The sequence below is a fragment of the Micromonospora sp. L32 genome, assembly GCF_052068055.1.
Classification (GTDB): Bacteria; Actinomycetota; Actinomycetes; order Mycobacteriales; family Micromonosporaceae; genus Micromonospora; species Micromonospora purpureochromogenes.
In genome coordinates this window covers 115,430-134,304 of record NZ_JBQHDD010000008.1, presented here as the reverse complement: position 1 = coordinate 134,304, position 18,875 = coordinate 115,430, and the positions used below count along the sequence as shown (strand labels likewise).

Sequence of the window (18,875 nt, the reverse complement as noted above, 5' to 3'; positions counted from 1 at the left end):
ACGAAGATTCGCCGGCGAAGCGAGGAACCACATGACGGAAGTCAAGCTCGATCACCCCGGTGGGCAGCTTTCGATGCCGGTGCAGGCCGCGGTCGAAGGCCCCGCGGGCATCGGGGTGAGCAAGCTGCTGAAGGAAACCGGGATGACCACCTACGATCCCGGTTTCGTCAACACCGCGTCCTGTTCGTCCGCGATCACCTACATCGACGGCGACGCCGGCATCCTGCGCTACCGCGGGTACCCGATCGAGCAGCTGGCCGAGAAGTCCTCCTTCCTGGAGGTCTCCTACCTGCTGATCTACGGTGAGCTGCCCACCCAGCAGCAGCTCACCGAGTTCAGCGACCGGATCCGGCGGCACTCGCTGCTGCACGAGGAGATGCGCCGGTTCTTCGACGGCTTCCCGCGCGACGCGCACCCGATGGCCGTGCTCTCCTCGGCCGTCAGCGCGATCTCGACCTTCTACCAGGACAGCCTGGACCCGTTCGACTCCGAGCACGTGGAGATGTCCACGATCCGGCTGATGGCGAAGGTCCCCACCATCGCCTCGTACGCCTACAAGAAGTCCATCGGCCAGCCGCTGCTGTACCCGGACAACTCGCTGGGCTACGTGGAGAACTTCCTGCGGATGACCTTCGGCGTGCCGGCGGAGCCGTACGAGGTCGACCCGGTGGTGGCCCGCGTGCTGGACATGCTCTTCGTGCTGCATGCCGACCACGAGCAGAACTGCTCGACCTCCACGGTGCGGCTGGTCGGCTCCAGCAACGCCAACCTCTTCGCCTCGGTCTCGGCCGGCGTCAACGCCCTGTTCGGCCCGCTGCACGGCGGCGCCAACCAGGCCGTGCTGGAGATGCTGGAGAAGATCAACGCCGAGGGCGGTGACGTCCGCTCCTTCGTCCGCAAGGTCAAGGACAAGCAGGACGGCGTGAAGCTGATGGGCTTCGGCCACCGGGTCTACAAGAACTACGACCCGCGCGCCGCCATCGTGAAGAAGGCCGCCCAGGACGTGCTCGGCCGGATGGCCAAGCCGGACCCGATGCTGGACATCGCGATGCAGCTGGAGGAGATCGCCCTCGCCGACGATTTCTTCGTCACCCGCAAGCTCTACCCGAACGTGGACTTCTACACCGGCCTGATCTACAAGGCCATGGGCTTCCCGACCAAGATGTTCACGGTGCTCTTCGCGCTGGGCCGGCTGCCCGGCTGGATCGCCCAGTGGCGCGAGATGATCAACGACCCGGAGACCAAGATCGGCCGGCCGCGGCAGATCTACACCGGCTCCCCGGAGCGGGACTACACCGCGATCGCCGAGCGCTGAGCAACCCGTACCACGAAGGCCGCCGACCCCCTGCGGGTCGGCGGCCTTCGCCGTGCTCGGGGACCGCGGCGGCCGGGGCACGACGAGGGCCGCCGGCCCCGCGCGGGGTCGACGGCCCGGTCCGGGTACGGCTCAGCGCAGGCCGGCGGCGACCAGCAGGTTCCCCTCCGGGGTCGGCGCGGACACCCGACCCAGCGTCATCCGCAGCTGGGCGCGCTCGGTGGTGAACGACGCGTCGCCGGCGATCGCGGTGGCGTACGCGGTCGCGGTCCGGTGCGCGATCGCCGACCAGCCGTACTGCTCGTGCACCATGGCGCGGGCCCGGCGGGCGAGCAACTGGGCCCGCTCGCGGTCGGAGAGCAGGGCGTCGACGGCCTCGGTGAGCCCGTCCGGATCCTGCGGGGCGAAGGTCATCCCGGTGACGCCCGGCTCGACGATCTCGGCGAGCCCGCCGGTACGGGCGACCGCGAGGGGCGCGCCGGCCGCGGCGCCCTCCAGGGCCACCATGCCGAACGGCTCGTAGATGCTCGGCACCGCGAAGCAGTCCGAGGCGGCCATCACGGCCGGCAGGTCGGTGCCGCCGAGGAAGCCCGGCATGCTCACCGTGCCGGCCAGCCCGAGCCGGTGCACCTCGGCCTCCAGCGCGGCCCGGTACGGGCCGTCGCCGACGATCACCGCGCGCAGCCCGGGGTGCCGCTCGCGCAGCCGGGGCAGCCCGGCGAGCAGGTGCTGCACGCCCTTCTCGTAGACCAGCCGGCCGGCGAAGGTGACCAGCGGGCCGTCCCCGGCGAACCGGGCGCGGGCCGAGGCGACCGCGGCCACCGACACCCGCCAGCGGTGCGGCTCGACGCCGTTGGGCACCACGTCCACCCGGCCGGTGGGCACCCCGAACAGCGCGCCCACCTCGTCGCGCATGTATCCCGAGCAGACGATCACGCGGCCGGACTCGCTGGCCAGCCAGTGCTCGACGCCGTGGATGGTGCGGTTCATCTCCTCCGGCAACCAGCCCTGGTGGCGCCCGGCCTCGGTGGCGTGGATGGTGCTGACCAGCGGGACGTCCAGGTGCTCGCGCAGGGTCATCGCGGTGTGCGCGACGAGCCAGTCGTGGGCGTGGATCACGTCGTACGAGCCGGACTCGGTGGCGCGCAGCGCGGCCCGGGTCAGGGTGTGGTTGAAGGCCATGGTCCAGGCCAGCAGGGAGCCGGTGGCCAGCGGGAAGGTCACCGGGTCCTCGGCGGCGCGGACGATCCGCACGCCGTCGGCGTACTCCTCCAGGGGCGCGCCCTCGGCGTGCCGGGTGACGACGGTGACCTCGTGCCCGGCGGCGGCCAGGGCCACCGACAGCGCGTGCACGTGCCGGCCCAGCCCACCGACCAGCACCGGCGGGTACTCCCAGGAGAGCATCAGGATGCGGCGGGTGCGCGGGGCCACCCCGGCGCCGGTGCCCTGCGGCGGGATCTGCGGGCGGTAGGTGGGGGAGGGCCGGCAGGTCCGGTCCGGTGCGGTCACGGGCTGCTCGCCGACCCGCGGGGTGGTCACATCAATCTCCGTCCATGCACGAAGGGTCGCGCCGGCAACGGTGGCGGCGGAAAGAAGGTGGTGGGGTGGCCGAGGGCCGAGCGAAGGCGCCCGCGCGGGCGCGTCCACATCAAGCAAAGGGCATGACGCGGTCCCGCGCATCTCGAAAAGGCCTATCGTGACGGAGGACACCCAAAGGTCTGTCTCGGCATCAGGTGGGTGGATATCGGGTGCCCGCCGAACGGGTGGATTGGCCGGTGCCGGCGTGGGGCATTAGCGGCGTGCGCACCCCGTGGCCCGCCCGGTGCGCTCATGATCATGGGCCGAAGGAGCGACATGCAGGTCTGGCCGGGCGAGCGTTACCCCCTCGGGGCGACCTACGACGGGATGGGCACCAACTTCGCGATCTTCTCCGAGGTCGCCGAGAAGATCGAGCTCTGCCTCTTCGACGAGTGGGACACCGGCGCGGAGCGGCGGGTGGAGCTGCGCGAGGTGGACGCGTACGTCTGGCACGCGTACCTCCCCGGGGTGGAGCCGGGCCAGCGGTACGGCTACCGGGTGCACGGCCCGTACGACCCGGCCAACGGGGCGCGCTGCAACCCGCACAAGCTGCTGCTCGACCCGTACGCCAAGGCGGTCGACGGGGATGTCTCCTGGGACCCGGCGGTCTACGACTACGAACTGGGTGACCCGGACCGGATGTCGACCACCGACTCGGCGCCGTTCATGCCCAAGTCGGTGGTGGTGAACCCGTACTTCGACTGGGGCAACGACCGGCCGCCGCGCACCCCGTACCACCACTCGGTGATCTACGAGGCGCACGTGCGCGGGCTGACCATGCGCCACCCCGGCATCCCGGACGAGCTGCGCGGCACGTACGCGGCGATCGCCTCGCCCGTCATGATCGACTACTTCAAGCGGCTCGGCATCACCGCCGTCGAGCTGATGCCGGTGCACGAGTTCGTGCACGACCACCGCCTCGTCGACCTGCGGCTGCGCAACTACTGGGGCTACAACACCATCGGCTTCTTCGCCCCGCACCACGGATACTCTGCGCTCGGCCGGCTCGGCCAGCAGGTCCAGGAGTTCCGGGGCATGGTCAAGGCGCTGCACGCCGCCGGCATCGAGGTCATCCTCGACGTGGTCTACAACCACACCGCCGAGGGCAACCACCTCGGCCCGACGCTGAGCTTCAAGGGCGTCGACAACGCCAGCTACTACCGGCTCTCGGAAGAGGACCGCCGGTACTTCGTGGACTACACCGGCACCGGCAACAGCCTCAACGTGCGCAGCCCGCACTCGCTCCAGCTGATCATGGACTCGCTGCGCTACTGGGTGACCGAGATGCACGTCGACGGCTTCCGCTTCGACCTCGCCGCCACCCTGGCCCGCGAGTTCTACGAGGTCGACCGCCTCTCCACCTTCTTCGAGGTGGTCCAGCAGGACCCGGTGGTCAGCCAGGTCAAGCTGATCGCCGAGCCGTGGGACGTCGGCCCCGGCGGCTACCAGGTCGGCAACTTCCCGCCGCAGTGGACCGAGTGGAACGGCAAGTACCGGGACACCGTGCGGGACTTCTGGCGCGGCGAGCCGGCCACCCTCGCCGAGTTCGCCTCCCGCATCTCCGGCTCCGCCGACCTCTACCAGGACGACGGGCGGCGCCCCTTCCACAGCATCAACTTCGTCACCTGCCACGACGGGTTCACCCTCAACGACCTGGTCTCCTACAACGACAAGCACAACGAGGCCAACGGCGAGGAGAACCGCGACGGCGAGAGCCACAACCGGTCCTGGAACTGCGGCGTCGAGGGCGAGACCGACGACCCGGCGGTGCTGGCCCTGCGCGCCCGGCAGCGGCGCAACTTCCTCGCCACCCTGGTCCTCTCCCAGGGCGTGCCGATGATCGGCCACGGCGACGAGCTGGGCCGCACCCAGCGCGGCAACAACAACGCCTACTGCCAGGACAGCGAACTCGCCTGGATCGACTGGGAGCACGCCGACGACGAGCTGCTGTCCTTCGTGCAGCGGCTCACCGACTTCCGGGCCCGGCACCAGGTGTTCCGCCGCCGCCGGTTCTTCACCGGCCTGCCGGTCGGCGGCCGCGCCGCCGGCTCGGGCCTGCCCGACCTGGCCTGGTACACCCCGGACGGCCGGGAGATGACCGGCGAGGACTGGGGCAACGACTTCGGCCGCTCGGTGGCGCTCTTCGTCAACGGCGACGGCATCCGCGAGCGCGGCCAGTACGGCCAGCGCCACCAGGACAGCTCCTTCCTGCTCTGCTTCAACGCCCACGACGCCCCGCTGGACTTCACGCTGCCGGGGGAGGAGTTCGGGCAGCGGTGGGAGTTGGTGATCAGCACCGCGGAACCGGAACCGGAGAAGACCACGATGGTCGAGGCGGGCGGCGCGATCTGCGTGCCGGACCGCTCCCTGGTGGTCCTGGAGAGGACGGTCTGACCATGCCCGACACCCCTCGACCCGATCCGACGGCGGCACCGACGACGCGGGTGGGGTCGACCTACCGCGTCCAGGTGCGGCCCGGCTTCGACCTCGACGCCACCGCCGGCCTGGCCGGCTACCTCGCCGACCTCGGCGTCACCCACCTCTACAGCGCACCCCTGCTGACCGCCACCCCCGGCTCCGCGCACGGCTACGACGTGGTCGACCACCGGGCGGTCAACCCGGAACTCGGCGGCGAGGCCGGCCGGCGGCGGCTGGTCCGGGCGCTGCGCGCGGCCGGGCTCGGCCTGGTCGTCGACATCGTGCCCAACCACGCCGGGGTGGCCCAGCCGGCGGCCAACCCGGCCTGGTGGGACGTGCTGCGCCGGGGCCGGTCCTCGGCCTACGCGGACTGGTTCGACATCGACTGGGACCGGGGCCGGCTGCTGCTGCCGGTGCTCGCCGACACCCCCGACGCCCTCGACGACCTCAAGCTCGTCGACGGGGAACTGCGCTACCACGAGCACCGCTTCCCGATCGCCGACGGCACCGGCGAGGGCGGGCCGCGCGAGGTGCACGACCGGCAGCACTACGAGCTGGTCTCCTGGCGGCGTGGGGACAGCGAGCTGACGTACCGTCGGTTCTTCGCCGTCTCGGACCTGGCCGGGCTGCGGGTGGAGGACCCGGCGGTCTTCGACGCCACCCACGCGGAGGTGCTGCGGTGGGCGGCGGCCGGGGAGCTGGACGGCATCCGGGTCGACCACCCCGACGGCCTGCGCGACCCCGCCGGCTACCTGGCCCGGCTGCGCGCCGCCGCCCCCGACGCCTGGCTGGTGGTGGAGAAGATCCTGGAGTACGGCGAGGAGCTGCCCGACTGGCCCGTAGACGGGACCACCGGCTACGACGCCCTCCCGGCGGTCTGCGGGCTCTTCGTCGACCCGCGCGCCGAGGGCGACTTCACCGCCCTGGACGCCCGGCTGAACGGCCGGCACACCTCCTGGCAGGACCTGACCCACGCGACCAAGCTGGCCGCCGCCACCCGGCTGCTCGCCGCCGAGCTGACCCGGCTGGCCGCCCTCGCCCCGGACTTGGACCCGCAGGCCACCCGGGAAGCCCTCGCCGAGCTGGCCGCCTGCTTCCCGGTCTACCGCGGCTACCCGCCCGTGGGCGCCCGGCACCTGGCCGTGGCCCGCGCGGAGGCGGGACGCCGCCGCCCCGACCTGACCGCCACCTTGGACGCGGTCACCGCCCACCTGCGCGACCCGGAGCACGAGCTGGCGAAGCGGTTCCCGCAGCTGTCCGGCGCGGTGATGGCCAAGGGGGTGGAGGACACCGCCTACTACCGGTGGAGCCGGTTCGTCGCGCTCAACGAGGTCGGCGGCTCACCGGCGCACTTCGGCGTGCCGCCGGCGGAGTTCCACCGCGCCGCCGCCGCCCGGCAGGTCCGCTGGCCGGCCGGCATGACCACGCTCTCCACCCACGACACCAAGCGCGGCGAGGACGTCCGGGCCCGGCTCGCCGTCCTGTCGGAACTGCCCGGGCGGTGGGCCGAGCGGGTGCAGGACTGGATGGCCCGCGCGCCGCTGTCCGACCCGGCCTTCGCCCACCTGCTCTGGCAGACCGCCGTCGGCGCCTGGCCCGTCGAGCGCGAGCGGCTGCACGCGTACGTGGAGAAGGCCGCGCGGGAGGCGTCGGTCTCCACCAGCTGGGCCGACCCCGACCTGGCCTTCGAGCGCGACCTGCACGCCCTGGTCGACCGGATGTACGACGATCCGGCGCTGCACGCCGAGATCACCGCCTGCGCCGACGAGATCACCCCGGCCGGCTGGTCCAACTCCCTCGGGCAGAAGCTGGTGCAGCTCGCCATGCCCGGCGTGCCGGACACGTACCAGGGCACCGAGCTGTGGGAGAACAGCCTGGTCGACCCGGACAACCGCCGCCCGGTCGACTTCGCCGTACGCCGGGAGCTGCTGGCCCGGCTCGACGGTGGCCGGCGGCCGGCGGTCGCCGCCGACGGCGCGGCGAAGCTGCTGGTGGTCTCCCGGACCCTGCGCCTGCGCCGCGACCACCCGGAGCTGTTCACCAGCTACCGGCCGGTCGCCGCAGCCGGGCCGGCGGGCGCGCACGCGGTCGCCTTCGACCGGGGCGGCGCGGTCGCGGTGGCCACCCGCCTCGCGCTGGGGCTGGCCCGCTCGGGCGGCTGGCGGGGGACCACCCTCTCGATTTCCGGCAACAGTGTTACGGACGTGTTCACCGGTCGGGTCTACAGTGGGTCTGAGCTGCTCCTGGATGATCTGCTGAGCACCTATCCCGTCGCCCTGCTGGCTCCCACCGACTCCGTGGAGGCTGCCGCATGACCGAGTTCACGGTGTGGGCTCCCGAGGCCGCACGGGTCCGGCTGCGCCTGCCCGGCGTGGCCGACCACCACATGCGCTCCGGCCCCGACGGCTGGTGGCGCCTCGAGGTCCCCGACGCCGGGCCGGGCACCGACTACGCGTTCCTGCTCGACGACGACGAGCGGGCCCTGCCCGACCCCCGGTCGGCCTGGCAGCCCGCCGGCGTGCACGGGCCCAGCCGGCTCTACGACCACACCGCCTTCCGCTGGACCGACCAGGACTGGACCGGCCGGCAGCTACCGGGCAGCGTCCTGTACGAGCTGCACGTCGGCACCTTCACCCCCGAGGGCACCTTCGACGCGGCGATCGGTCGCCTGGACCACCTGGTCGACCTCGGCGTCGACATGATCGAGCTGCTGCCGGTCAACGCCTTCAACGGCGAGTACAACTGGGGCTACGACGGGGTCTGCTGGTACGCCCCGCACCAGCCCTACGGCGGCCCGGACGGGCTGAAACGGCTGGTCGACGCCGCCCACGCCAAGGGGCTGGGGGTGATCCTCGACGTCGTCTACAACCATTTCGGGCCCTCCGGGGCCTACGCGCCGATGTTCGCGCCGTACCTCACCGAGCAGAGCAACACCTGGGGCCGCACCGTCAACCTGGACGGCCCGCACTCCGACGGGGTGCGCCGCTACATCGTCGACAGCGTGCTGATGTGGCTGCGTGACTACCACGTCGACGGGCTGCGGCTGGACGCCGTGCACGCCATGCCCGACTCCCGGGCCACCCACTTCCTGGAGCAGGTGGCCACCGAGGTGGAGGCGCTCTCGACCCACCTGGGCCGGCCGCTGTCGCTGATCGCCGAGTCCGACCTCAACGACCCGAAGCTGATCACGCCGCGCGAGGCCGGCGGCTTCGGCCTGCACGCCCAGTGGAACGACGACGCCCACCACGCCCTGCACACCCTGCTCACCGGGGAGCGGCAGGGCTACTACGGCGACTTCGGCTCGCTGGAGTGCCTGACCGACGTGCTGAGCGGCGCGTTCTTCCACGCCGGCACCTGGTCCAGCTTCCGCAACCGCAGCCACGGGCGGCCGGTGGACCGGCAGCGGACCCCGGGGCACCGCTTCGTGGCGTACCTGCAGAACCACGACCAGATCGGCAACCGGGCCACCGGCGACCGGATCTCCGCCAGCCTCTCCCCGGCGCTGCTGCGGGTCGGCGCGGTGCTGCTGATGACCGCGCCGTTCACCCCGATGCTGTTCATGGGGGAGGAGTGGGCGGCCAGCACCCCCTGGCAGTTCTTCACCAGTCACCCCGAGCCGGAGCTGGCCACCGCCGTGGCCACCGGCCGCCGGCGCGAGTTCGCCGCGCACGGCTGGCCGCCGGGGGACGTGCCCGACCCGCAGGACCCGCAGACCTTCCTGCGCTCCCGGCTGGACTGGGCCGAGCTGGACAAGCCCGAGCACCGGGAGATGTACGAGTTCCACCGCCGGCTGATCGCGCTGCGCAAGAGCCGTCCCGACCTGTCCGACCCCCGCCTGGACCGCGTCGAGGTACGCCACGGCGACCGCTTCCTGCTGATGCGCCGGGGCGAGCATCTGGTGGTGGCGAACCTCGCCGGGAAGGCGCAGCGGATCAACCTGCCGGGGGTGGTACGCACCGTGCTGCTGGCCACCGGGACCGGGGTCACGGTGATGCGGGACGGGATCGAGCTGCCGGCGGAGACGGCGGCGATCGTGGCGCTCTGAGGTCGGCGGCCTCGGAGCGTGCGCGGACCCGGTTGGGGAGAACGCCAACTGTGATTGACGACGAGTTCTATGGTCTGTTGCCGAATTGACCTGTACTTAGATCAAGGCGCTCCGCGCGGCGCGGGGCGGGACGGTAACCGGCTCCTGCGGAGCCGCCGCCCCGGCCGCCTATGGCGCCGGGGCGGAAAGTCAGCCGGCCCGAAACCCACGCCCCGCCCCGCGCGTCACCCCCTGGGTCAGCAGGGGACCCGGTAACGAGTCCCCGGAGTTGACCGGGGCCAGGACGATAGCCTCTCCCTTCCGTCTCTTCCCACCTCGTGACGTCTCACCGCGAGGAGCGGTCTGCGGTCCGTCGGGCGAGTTGCCGAACGGAATGCGCCGGGCCGATCACGGGTCCGAGGTGTGGGAAGGAAGGGTGAAGGTGCCCGCTTCAACCTCCGTCCCTCCCCCGTCCGTCGTCTGGCATGGAGTTGCCGAACAGTTCCGGGTCCTTGGGTGGTGGGGGTGGCATGCCACCCCGCCAGCCACCGATCCAGGCAAGCCGAGCAGACCAGGGCCAGGGCGACAAGGTCGTTCGTCCGGTAGGGCGCTCCACCTTGTCCCCGTCCGGGGAGGCTGGACGGTCTACGACTGCCCGACGAGGAGATCCGCTGTTCCGAACGGCGTGGTCCCACCGCGTGAGTCGCTAGAACGTTGGCGGTACCTTGCCACCATGCGCGCAGAGGTCCGGCAGGTGCGTTTCCCAGACGTGGAATCAGGGGAGCCCTTCGATCCTTCGAACACCTCCCAGCTGGTGGAGGTGTACGTCGGGGCCGTTGGGGAGGCAGGCGAGGAGCAGTACCAGGTGACTGTCTGCACGCCTGCCGCTCTGGCTGACCTACTGCGGCGGCAGCCCTTCCTGGTAGGGCGCCATTGGTTGTTCGTAGAAGAGTTCTCAACCGCAGCCGTTGAGGCGGCGCTACGCAAGCTGATCGGGAACGTCGAGGCGGCCAGCCGGCCTGAGTTTGTAGAGAAGGTCGGCCGACTCGGGCTGTGGGAGTTCGAGGACTAAAAGAGCTAGGACGGACTCCCGCTCGCCCTGTCGCTGTACAGCCATTCGTACAGCCAAGCCCGTCCGCTGACGCCGACGCTGCCCGACAACCACGGACGGGCTGACCAGGAGCAGACCACCCGGCCAGGCATCCGCGATCTTCTTCTAACCCCCAGGCCGCTCCGGACCGCTCACGCCGACGCTTGACAACCGCTATTGAGACTCGTCCAGTAGGGCCCTCCACCGTGTCACCCTGGCCCTGGCCCGCTCCACGGTGTGTGGGTCGGCGGCAGACAGTGAGGATGGTGGGGTGGGTCGCCCTCGGACGCAGGTCAGTCAACGGCGGCGACCCGACAGCTGAAGATGGCTGAGGATCTTGGCCTTGACAGACGCTTTGACATCGATAAAAATCAGCAGACCTGCCGGTAATCCTGCTCGGCGGGGCTCGTGTCGACATTCAAAGGGGAATATGTGCGGCGTCTCGCAGCGTTTTCGGCTGTTCTAGTTGTAGTCTTGGCTGCCATCGCAGTCCCGGCGTCTCCGGCATCCGCATACAATCTCTTCAATTGTAAGTTCAATGCGGGCGGGAATACGCTCAAGTGGCAGCCCGCCATCACTGATTCTAGCTACTCCGCACCTGCCACTAATGCAATCAATGCATGGAATAGCGTAAGCACGCAGTTCAATTTCACCCAGGTGACTAGCGGCGCCAACGTGAGAGTGGCTGACGGCAACTTCGGCACCGAGTGGCAGGGCTTGAGATTTGCCGGGATCATCCTTGACACGTCGCAGCAGAATCCGGTGCTGCACTCTTGCAGCGGGGGAACGTGGGACACGACGATCGTCGCCTGGTGGAATAAGTCCTACACGAACAGTTACAGCGCCCTCAAGCGCCAAGCGGTCATGGTGCACGAGCTTGGCCACGCGCTAGGCCTCGCCCACTCAAACGGAGCAAACTGCTCCGACGGGCGCATCATGGCCACCGATGTAGTAGTCCTGTACGATTCGTGCGGGTACTGGACGCCTCGGACGGACGACATCAACGGCGCAAACGCGATTTATTGATGCGGTCGCTACTTGGGTATGCGTTCTTGGTTGTAGCGCTTTTTCCCCTCGGTGGGTGTGCATCTGCCGAGGTGGAAGAATCTCCGAGTCGGCCACCAAAAATTTCGGTCGATCGCATTAACCGGCCAGGCACACTGGCTGATCTGCGGGGCGGCAGCGTCGCGGTCGTTACCGGGCGTCCAGTCTCGCGCACAACCGCGACATCCCATGGCTTCCCGATCACTTTGACCACTGTGGAAGTAGAAAAGGTAATTGTCGGGTCTTGGGGAAAGAAGCATGCCCTGGTAAGTCAGCTCGGCACTGAGCAGTATGTGTCGGAAGATACGTCGCCGCTGTTGCAGCTGGACCAGAGTTATCTGCTGTACCTGAACATCGAGAATGATCCAGACGGAACCAAACGTACAGTCATCACTGGCGCTGATGGCGTATACAAGCTCAAGGGCAAGGTTTATGAGTACGCGGGTGGCCCAGGTAGTTCGCTGCCGAGCACGATCGAGCTGGACGATGTTATCTAGAAATCCAGCATGCCGCCTGCCCGACGGCCGCCGTTTGCTCAGGTAATCCTGACGTCGCTGCTCAGTGCCGTCTGAAGCCCTGCTATGAGCGGGACGGACGCGCGCTCGTCGTAGAGGCGGGCGCGCGTCTGTGCTTCCGATGGGCGAGGACGGCACCCTGCGGCCGCAGCACGCCCAGCGACTGCGGCACTGGCCAGGAACGACCGGAGCCCAAAACGGCTCGGATTGCTGCCGTCAGCCATTAGTCAGCAGAGGCTCGGTGCCAGCTGGTAACGGATGAGCTCCGACGGTGGCCAGGGCGCCCGCGACGACACCTGACGGCATCAGTTGGAGCGCGACGGCAGGCGAGATCGACATTCACACCGAAGAGGTCACTGGTTCGTTCCCAGTGCCGCCCACGCAGGTCAAAGGCCACTCCTCGGGAACGGGAGGTGCCTTTCTGCTGCCGTACGGCACCTTAAGCACCAATTGCCGAGGCGTCGCCGGCCGTGGCCTCATCGGGCAGCCGTCGTGGGCGGCTGACCGGTGTAGCGGCGGTGTGTCGATACTGGTCCCCATGGCGGAGGAGCAGGCGACGGAGCTGACCCGATGGACCATCCACGGTGAGCGGGTCGTCGACGACACTCGGCGGGCGCGGCTGAGCATCGCTGAGGTGGAGTTGCCCGACGGCGTGCGGTTCGAGCAGTACGTGATCCGGGCGCCCCGGTCGGCGATGGTCGCCGTCTTGGACGAGCGGCAGCGTCTGCTGCTGATGCGGCGGCACCGGTTCGTGTTCGACCGGTGGGTGTGGGAGCTTCCCGGCGGCTATGTCGATGATCGGGAGCAGCCGGTGGCCTGCGCGGTTCGTGAGGTGGAGGAGGAGACGGGCTGGCGTCCGCACGAGGTGGAGCCGCTGCTGTCGTTTCAGCCGTGGGTGGGTTCCGCGGACGCTGAGAACCTGCTGTTCCTCGCGCGCAGGGCGGAGTACACGGGCGTTCCGGTGGACGTGAACGAGGCCGAGCAGGTGGCCTGGATCCCGCTGGCCGAGGCGCGCGAGCTGGTGACCAGCGGCGAGATCGTCGGGGCTGGCACGGTGATCGCGGTGCTTGAGCTGGTCGCGAGGCAGGCGCGGGGCGCGTTGTAGGCGTCAGGTCCGGGCGCCGAGGACCGCGTCGACGCGGCGGATGAACTGCCGGACGGTGGGCCGCTGGCGGTGGGGCGCGAGCTGGGCTTGCAGATCGCGTACGTAGCGGACAGCTCGGGCCGACTGAAGTCGCGAGGTGAGCGACAACGCGTCGGTTCCGATGGCGCAAGCCCGATCCGGCTCGCCCCGCTGCGCCTGGACAGTGGCGAGCAGAGCGAGGTTGAAGGCTTTGCCGCGAACATAGCGCTCGTCCATCCGCAAGGAGCGGGCGGCGAAGCCCTCGGCCATGGCCGGCTTGCCGAGCGCGTGCAGGCAGTGACCGAACTTCGCCGACAGGTAAGCCTCGTCGAAGTAGCCGAGCCACTGGGGATCACTGCTTCGGTCGGCCCGGTCGAGGGCCTGTTCCGCCAGATGGAGGGCAGCCGCGCACGCCCGTTCGTCCTTGGTCACGGCATGCCCGTGGGCCTCCATGACGGACGCCTCCGCGGTCAGGACGGTGAGCCCGGCGCGCTGTGCCGTCTCCCGTGCGGCCCGCGCGAGGTCGACGCCCGTCGTGCCGTGCCCGAGGTAGGTGGCCTGGTGGCTCATGGCGGACAGGATCTCGGCCCCCAGGCCGGGATCGCCGGCGGCCCGGGCCAGGTCCAGAGCGCGGGTCAGGTAAAGCTGCGCCACCCCGTGGTCGGCCATGTCGTACGCCTGCCAGCCGGCAAGCTGCGTCAGCTCCGCAACCGCGCTGAGGAGTCGCCGCCCCGTCGCGGCGTCGTAGCGTCCGTCGCTGAGCAGCGGTGTGACCTCCTGGTGGAGGTATCGGGTGACGGCGGCCCGGGCGTGTCCGCCGCCGTACTGGTTGTCCAGTCGGCGGTAGGTGCTGGTCATCTCCCGGATGGTGTCGATGTCGGGCTGGCCGACAAACCGACGGCCGCCCTGCTCGACGGCCGGCGCGGCGGGTGCGGTGAACCAGCGCAGGGCCGGCAGTGTGTAGCCGGCGGAGGTGAACGCCACCTGCCGGATCACGTCTCGACGGTTCACATCGCCTTCCCACAACTGCAGGGCGGCGCGGACGTCCTCGCGCCAGGAACGGTAGACCGGCTGGTCACTCTGCCGCTCCCACGCTGGCGAAGCCATGCCCAGGAGACATGACGGATCCTGCGGTGCGAGCCCCAACGCCATTCGGGCCTGGTCAGGCATCCGGCAGCCTTCGGCGATGCGTTCCAGCACGTCGATGGACGTCACCTTCCGTCCCGCCATGACGCGGCTGACGTACCCCTGCTCCAGGCCGACGGCCGCACCGATCCGGGTCTGGCTCGCCCCGGTCAGTTGGCTGACGCGCCGAAACAGTGCGCCGACGTCACGTCGGGTCAGAGCATTGCGGACTACGGCGTCGGACCAGACGTCGTCCGGAATCCGAAGTGGATCGAGCAGCACAGCGGCTCCCAGCGTCGCGGACTGACTACCCAAGGTGCTCACCGCGGAGCCTAACGGCGAAGACGCGCAGGTCGAGGGACGTCATATCACCGTGACATGACTGCTCGACATGGTCGGCGACCGCTGCCGGACAGGACAGTCCAAGCATGCTCTTGACCGGCCGGCCTCCAGTGGGCAGTCGCCCCGCACCGTGTGTTGTGCCCCGTGGGGAGGCACCGTGAGGGCGGCCCGCAGGGAGCCATCGCGCCGAGTCTCGTACGACGAGTATCTGCTCGCCGTGGCGATGACTTTGGCCCGCCGCCACAGGCCGATCTGGTCGTGGCGGAAGTGGCGACACGTCTGCCACTGCGGCGCCGAACTTCCGTGCCGCGCCCAGCACCACATCCCGATCAACAGAGGTCACTGGCCGGTGAAGGATGAGCGGTGAACGACAATCAGGAGCAGCAGATTCTTGCCGCGCACCTGCCAGGGGCGGCCGGGATGTGCATCGGCTGCCGCATCTGGTGGGCGCGGATGGCGCCGTATCCCTGCTGCCAGGTGCAGTGGGCAACCAGTCGGCAGGCCCGGTCGATGACCGCACACTTCCTCGGCTGGATGCCGTGACCACCCACGGACCCGTGCTGCCAATCTGGAGTTGCGGAGGATGCGACGGCCCTTGGCCCTGCCCGACCCGCCAGCGTGAGTTGCGTGCGGAGTTCGATGGCGCGCCGGTGTCCCTGGCCCTCTACATGGGTGCCCAACTGGTTCGCGCCTCGGAGGATCTGACCTGGATGCCAGCCGGTAGCTTGCACCGGCGCTTCCTTGGGTGGGTGCGGTGAGCATCCTGCGGTGGGTGACGAGAAGTTCCACTACAGCGACGGGTCGCACAAGTGGATCCCCGCCGGACTCGGACTACGAGCAGGAGGTCTGGGACGAGCAGGTTCGCCAACACAAGTACCGGCACCTGACAGGAGAGCGACCAAAGGTTCGCCTGCAGCGGCTCGTGTGAGTCATAGCTGCGTCGGATTGAATGGCACCCTGCCAGGCGGAGGCGGGCGCTTTCATTGATATGCCTCTATGTCTTGCTTGGTGTCGAGTATGAAGGCAGGAGGCACGTCTGGGTGCTGGTCCCTTCGGGAGGAGCGACGATTGAAACATGCCCTGCGCCGCCTGCCAACGGCGGCGATCGTGGCGCTCTGAGGTCGGCGGCCCATGGCAGGATCTGCTGCGTGCAGATCGGGATGCTCGGATCGTTCGAGGTTCGCACGGACGACGGGGCCCTCGCCGACGTACCGGGCGCGCGGCTGCGCGGGCTGTTGATCGCTCTCGCGCTCGAACCCGGTCGGGTGGTCCCGAAGGCGACGCTCGTCGACTGGATCTGGGGTGAACACCCGCCCGCCGACGCGACGAATGCCCTGCACCGCCTGGTCTCCCGGCTGCGTAAGGCGCTGCCGGAAGGATCGGTCGAGGGGCAGCCGGACGGCTACCGGTTGACGGTGGAACCCGACGCCGTCGACGCCGTGCGGTTCGAACGCCTGGTCACCGCGGGCCAGGTCCGCGATGACGACCATCCACGGCGGGTACGACTGCTGCGCGAGGCCCTCGCTCTCTGGCGCGGTGCGGCCCTGCAGGACGTCGGCCTCCAGGGCAGTGCGGCGTTCGACGCGGCGGTCACCCGGCTCGAGGGGCTGCGCCTGAGGGCCTTGGAGGATCGGTTCGATGCGGAGGTCGACCTCGGCCACGGTGCGGAGCTGGTCACCGAGCTGACCGACCTGGTGGCCGCGCATCCGGTGCGCGAACGGCTCGTCGCCGCGCTGATGCGTGCCCTCGTGGCGGCCGGTCGGGGCAGCGAGGCGCTGCTCGTGTACCAGCGCACCAGAGAAGCCCTGGCCGACACGCTGGGCGTCGACCCCGCACCGGAGCTGTCCGCCTTGCACGTCGCGCTGCTGCGGGGCGAGGTGGGACGGCGGGAGGAGAACCGGAAGACCAACCTGCGTGCCGAGCTGACCAGCTTCGTCGGCAAGGACGGTGACGTCGCCGCGGTGCGCGAACTCGTCGCCGACCATCGGCTCACCACCCTGATCGGGCCGGGCGGCTCGGGGAAGACCAGGCTGGCCACGGAAACCGCGCGCACGCTGCTCGGCGACCTGCCGGACGGGGCCTGGCTGGTGGAGCTCGCCGCCATCGGCGCCGACGGTGACGTGGCGCAGTCGGCGCTCGCCGGGCTCGGCCTGCGGGATGCGCTGCTTGGCGAGGCACCGAACGCGGAGCCGACGGACCGGCTCATCGCCGCGATCCGCGAGCGCGAGGCGCTGCTGATCCTGGACAACTGTGAGCACGTGATCGAGTCGGCGGCGACGTTCGCTCATCGAGTGCTCGGGGAGTGCCGGCGGCTGCGGATCCTGGCGACGAGCAGGGAACCGCTCGGCATCACCGGTGAGGCGCTGTGGCTGGTCGAGCCCCTGGCCCTGCCGGCGAGGGACGCCAGCCCCGGCGAGATCGAGTCCGCGCCGGCCGTCCGGTTGCTGCGGGACCGGGCCGGCGCGGTGCGCAGGGATCTCGCGGTCGACGCCCACACGGTGTCGACGATGGTGCGCGTCTGCCGGGCGCTGGACGGGATGCCGCTGGCGATCGAGCTGGCCGCGGCCAGGTTGCGCACCATGTCCGTCGACCAGCTCGCCCACCGGCTCGACGACCGGTTCCGCCTGCTGACCAGCGGCAGCCGTACCGCGTTGCCGCGGCACCGGACGCTGCGCGCGGTGGTCGACTGGAGCTGGGAGTTGCTCACCGACGCCGAACGGACGGTCCTGCGCAGGCTCTCGGTGTTCTCGGGCGGGGCGAGCCTGGAAGCGGCCGAGCGGGTCTGCGCCGGCGACGCGGTCGAGCAGGAGCAGGTGCTCGAGCTGCTCACGTCGCTGACCGAGAAGTCGCTGCTCGTCGCCGATCGCGGCAGCGCACCGCGCTACCGGATGCTCGGCACGATCAAGGAGTACGCCGGGCACCGGCTCGCGGAGGCGGGGGAATCGGACCTGGCGCGCCATGCGCATCTCGCCCACTTCACCGAACTCGCCGAGACCGCGGACCCGCATCTCCGCCGCGCCGAGCAGTTGGAATGGCTCGCCACGCTCGGTGTCGAGCACGACAACATCAGTTCGGCGATGCGTGGTGCGCTCGCGGCCGGCGAGGCGAACGCGGCGATGCGGCTCGCGGCCGGCGCCGGCTGGTACTGGTGGCTCAGCGGGCACAAGGCCGAAGGCATCGAGCTGATCATCGCGGCCACCGACACGCCCGGCGAGGTGGCCGATGAGATCCGGGCCAGCGTGTACGCGCTCGTTGTGCTGTTCGTGAGCGCCGGGCGGGGCGACGAACACCATGCGGAGGAGTGGATCCACAAGGCATACCGGTTCAGCCGGCGCAGTCAGTCCCGTAATCCGCTGCTGGGACTGGTCGTTCCGCTGGAACGCATGTTGCGGGCGCCGGACGCGTTCCTGTCCGCGTGGGAACCATTGCTGGACGACGAGGACCCGTGGGTACGCGCACTGGCCCGGTTCCATCTCGGCAAGATGCGGATCATGGTCGGCCAGGGCGGGCGGGATGCGGATGCGTATCTCGAGTCGGCGCTCGCCGCGTTCCGCGCGATCGGCGAACGGTTCGGGATCTCGATCGCCCTGGCCGAGCTGGCGGACCGAATCGCCGTGCGCGGCGAGTTCGCCCGTGCCTGCGCGCATTACGAACAGGCGATCGCGGTCGTCACCGAGGTCGGTGCCATCGAGGATGTCATCCGCATGCGGTCGCGACAGGCTCAGCTGTACTGGCTGCTGGGCGACAAGGACTCCAGCGCGGCTGCCATGGCCGAGGCGCAACGGTGCGCGGAACGGGTCACCTGGCCGGATGCCCTGGCCGAACTGGCCCTCTCGAAGGCGGAACTCGCCCGCTGGCGCGGCGACGCCGAGGAGGCGTACCAGCAACTCGGCGTCGCGACGACCATGCTGGGCAACGACGCGGAGCAGGCGAACATCCGCGCGGTGAAACACGACCTGCTCGGCCACCTTGCCGACGATCTCAGCGAGGCCCGCACGCACCACGCGGCGGCCTGCCAGGCGGCCTCCGAGGCGGGGCACGCACCCCTGATCGCGCAGATCCTCGTCGGGATCGCGGACCTGGCACTACGCAGCGAAGAGTACGAGCAGGCCGTGCGGCTGCTCGCGGCGAGCACCGGCGTGCGCGGACTACCGGACCGTGCCCACCCGGATGTGGCCCGGATTGAGCAGGCCGCGCGGAGCCGCCTCGGCGACACACGGTTCGCCGAGGCGGCTCGGGACGGCACGCAGACGAGCTGGACTCAGTTGGTCACGGTCACGCTCGCCTCCTGAACGTGGCAA

The 18,875-nt window shown here is 70.1% G+C and carries 12 protein-coding genes and 1 pseudogene; 11 read left to right on the top strand and 2 right to left on the bottom strand.

From position 1 onward, the window contains the following. The first annotated feature begins 31 nt into the window (after positions 1–31). A complete protein-coding gene (locus ACTMTB_RS22535; protein ID WP_441148240.1) occupies positions 32–1,315 on the top strand; it encodes a citrate synthase in 1,284 nt (427 codons plus the stop codon). A 132-nt stretch (positions 1,316–1,447) separates the two neighbouring features. On the opposite strand, the gene ACTMTB_RS22530 is transcribed toward ACTMTB_RS22535, so the two are convergent. Next, on the bottom strand, positions 1,448–2,854 hold the full coding sequence (locus tag ACTMTB_RS22530; RefSeq protein WP_441148239.1) for a glycosyltransferase family 4 protein: 1,407 nt from the start codon (positions 2,852–2,854) through the stop codon (positions 1,448–1,450). A 315-nt stretch (positions 2,855–3,169) separates the two neighbouring features. Here ACTMTB_RS22530 and glgX point away from each other — a divergent pair, with 315 nt between their 5' ends. From glgX to ACTMTB_RS22495, 7 genes are all read left to right on the top strand, one after another. Further along, on the top strand, positions 3,170–5,287 hold the full coding sequence (gene glgX, locus ACTMTB_RS22525) for a glycogen debranching protein GlgX (RefSeq protein WP_441148238.1): 2,118 nt from the start codon (positions 3,170–3,172) through the stop codon (positions 5,285–5,287). Positions 5,288–5,289: 2 nt separating this feature from the next. Next, entirely contained in the window at positions 5,290–7,626 is a 2,337-nt protein-coding gene (gene treY, locus ACTMTB_RS22520; RefSeq protein WP_441148237.1) for a malto-oligosyltrehalose synthase, read from the top strand. Next, positions 7,623–9,356 carry a malto-oligosyltrehalose trehalohydrolase gene (gene treZ, locus ACTMTB_RS22515; RefSeq protein ID WP_441148236.1) on the top strand — a complete coding sequence of 578 codons (1,734 nt, stop codon included), beginning with the start codon at positions 7,623–7,625 and terminating at the stop codon, positions 9,354–9,356. Before treY ends, treZ begins: the two co-directional genes overlap by 4 nt. Positions 9,357–10,068: 712 nt before the next feature. Beyond that, the gene (locus ACTMTB_RS22510) at positions 10,069–10,407 is read left to right on the top strand and encodes an immunity 8 family protein (RefSeq protein WP_441148235.1); all 339 of its coding nucleotides are present in this window, start codon (positions 10,069–10,071) and stop codon (positions 10,405–10,407) included. Between the two features lie 492 nt (positions 10,408–10,899). Then, positions 10,900–11,451: a matrixin family metalloprotease gene (locus ACTMTB_RS22505; protein WP_441148234.1), complete on the top strand. Its 552-nt coding sequence runs from the start codon at positions 10,900–10,902 to the stop codon at positions 11,449–11,451. Then, positions 11,394–11,966, top strand: a complete 573-nt coding sequence (locus ACTMTB_RS22500; protein WP_441148233.1) for a hypothetical protein — start codon at positions 11,394–11,396, stop codon at positions 11,964–11,966. Before ACTMTB_RS22505 ends, ACTMTB_RS22500 begins: the two co-directional genes overlap by 58 nt. Before the next feature lie 556 nt (positions 11,967–12,522). Beyond that, positions 12,523–13,089, top strand: a complete 567-nt coding sequence (locus ACTMTB_RS22495) for an NUDIX hydrolase (RefSeq protein WP_441148365.1) — start codon at positions 12,523–12,525, stop codon at positions 13,087–13,089. Between the two features lie 3 nt (positions 13,090–13,092). Here ACTMTB_RS22495 and ACTMTB_RS22490 read toward each other — a convergent pair whose 3' ends face one another. Beyond that, entirely contained in the window at positions 13,093–14,514 is a 1,422-nt protein-coding gene (locus tag ACTMTB_RS22490) for a helix-turn-helix domain-containing protein (RefSeq protein ID WP_441148232.1), read from the bottom strand. A 423-nt stretch (positions 14,515–14,937) separates the two neighbouring features. Between ACTMTB_RS22490 and ACTMTB_RS22485 the strand changes: the two genes are divergently transcribed. From ACTMTB_RS22485 to ACTMTB_RS22475, 3 genes and pseudogenes are all read left to right on the top strand, one after another. Further along, the gene (locus ACTMTB_RS22485; protein WP_441148231.1) at positions 14,938–15,117 is read left to right on the top strand and encodes a hypothetical protein; all 180 of its coding nucleotides are present in this window, start codon (positions 14,938–14,940) and stop codon (positions 15,115–15,117) included. A gap of 202 nt (positions 15,118–15,319) precedes the next feature. Beyond that, positions 15,320–15,502: pseudogene (locus tag ACTMTB_RS22480) on the top strand (hypothetical protein). A 220-nt stretch (positions 15,503–15,722) separates the two neighbouring features. Further along, on the top strand, positions 15,723–18,866 hold the full coding sequence (locus ACTMTB_RS22475) for a BTAD domain-containing putative transcriptional regulator (protein ID WP_441148230.1): 3,144 nt from the start codon (positions 15,723–15,725) through the stop codon (positions 18,864–18,866). Positions 18,867–18,875: the final 9 nt, after the last annotated feature.